Source organism: Fulvivirga kasyanovii (assembly GCF_009711405.1).
Classification (GTDB): domain Bacteria; phylum Bacteroidota; class Bacteroidia; order Cytophagales; family Cyclobacteriaceae; genus Fulvivirga; species Fulvivirga kasyanovii.
This window is the reverse complement of the sequence record NZ_SMLW01000498.1, coordinates 1-1,765: the sequence shown is the minus strand read 5'-3', so window position 1 is coordinate 1,765 and position 1,765 is coordinate 1. Positions and strand designations below refer to the sequence as shown.

Genomic DNA, 1,765 nt, shown 5'->3' with positions numbered 1-1,765 from the left:
AATTTCGGGAAACGACAAAGCAATCCCCTTAAATGGATAGCAAAGCTGAATTTGAAGCACTAAATCAGTTTGTGCCCCGGAAATTGGGGATCATTTCGTCGTACCTCCTCATGATGACGAGTAGGTTAGATGTTCGCTTTACTAAAACTTTATGGTTTGAACCACACTAAAAATTACCGTCATTGCGAGGCTTAACCTTTTTAACAAAATGCACAAAATGAGATGACGAATCGTTCTATAGGAAAGTTTGCACACATAACCGGGAGTTCGATTAGTGCTAATTGCCTGCCTGCGAGTATGGTTTGGAAGAAAGGAGTCACAAATTATGGTACTTTTCTATCTTTTAGATTTAGAAAATGTCCGTTCGGTAGCCTTTCGTGTCATAAGTTTCTTTCAGTGCAACTTCCTTACTAAAGAATTCTAATGATGAAAAAGTTAAGAGCTAATGCAGCAGGGATAGATATTGGAGCAAAGAAGATATTCCTGGCAGTTGAAGGAGAGCCTGTTCAATCTTTTGAAACTTTCACGGAAGACTTTCGTCAGGCAAGGGATTACCTATTGTCCAAAGGCATAGAAACAGTAGCCATGGAGGCGACAGGGGTATATTGGGTAATACTTTATGAAATGCTCGAGAAATCCGGATTGGATGTATGGTTGGTTGATGGCAGACAGACCAAACAAGTACCTGGCCGCAAAACCGATGTTAAAGACTGTCAGTGGATACGACAACTTCATAGTTATGGTTTACTCAACCGCTGTTTTGTTCCTGATGAACAGGTAAAGGAAATAAGGGCTTATCAACGAATGCGTGAAGATCACATCAGAACAGCGGCAATGCATGTAAATCACATGCAGAAAGCCCTGACAGAGATGAACATACGCATCAAGGAAGTGATTAGCCAGGTTCATGGAGCGAGTGGTATAGCCATTATAAAAGCCATTCTGGAAGGTGAAAGGAATCCTGAGAAGCTATTATCTCTTTGTCATAAAAGTATAATAGAGAAAAAGGCCCACCTAGTATTAAAAGCATTGGAGGGGCATTACACGGAAGCAGGTTTATTTGCTCTTGGTCAGGCTTATGAGGCGTACATGTTCTATCAGCAACAGATTAGCGCGTGTGATAAGAAAATCCAGCAGGCCATGGAAGAGGCCAATAATTACCACCAGGACAAGGGTGTCAGAGATGATATTGAATCGGTACAGGGCCGTAAACCAGTAAGGCATAATAAGCCACAGGTAGACCATCTTGGAGGTCACCTGCTTAAAGTATTTACGGGGAAAGATGCTACAAACTTGCCTGGAATCACAGATTATACATGGTTACAATTATATGCTGAGACGGGGAGCAACCTATTGAAGTGGAATACAGAAAAGCATTTTACATCCTGGTTAGGCTTGGCACCCGGACAACATGAATCTGGGAAAAAGAAAAATACCAGAAGCAAAAAATACAGGCCGAAAGCCGGACAAATATTTAGACAAATAGCCCAAAGTCTGATAGAAAGCAAAAAAATAGCCTTAGGAGCTTTTGGTAGAAAGTTAAAAGTTAAGCGAGGGGCTGGTATTGCAGTAAAGGCTACCGCCAGAAAGCTGGCCGTTCTTTATTGGAGGTTGATGGTGAAAGGCCTTGATTACACCGAGAAAGGGATAAAGGATTACGAGCAGAAAGTTAATCTCCAGAAGGAAAGATGGCTGTCAAAAGCAGCGAAAGAAATGGGATATCAACTTGTTGCAAATCAACAAGTTGAGTAATACGTCATCGGTA

Annotated in this window: 1 protein-coding gene; it reads left to right on the top strand. The window is 41.5% G+C overall.

Annotated elements, in window-relative coordinates:
* Positions 1 to 423 precede the first annotated feature (423 nt).
* A complete protein-coding gene (locus tag E1163_RS09910; RefSeq protein WP_155171285.1) occupies positions 424 to 1,752 on the top strand; it encodes an IS110 family RNA-guided transposase in 1,329 nt (442 codons plus the stop codon).
* Positions 1,753 to 1,765 lie beyond the last annotated feature (13 nt).

What these genes read in the sequence shown, in the direction of transcription:
- E1163_RS09910 (WP_155171285.1), top strand. Translation starts at nt 424, where the DNA reads ATGATGAAAAAGTTAAGAGCTAATGCAGCAGGGATAGATATTGGAGCA.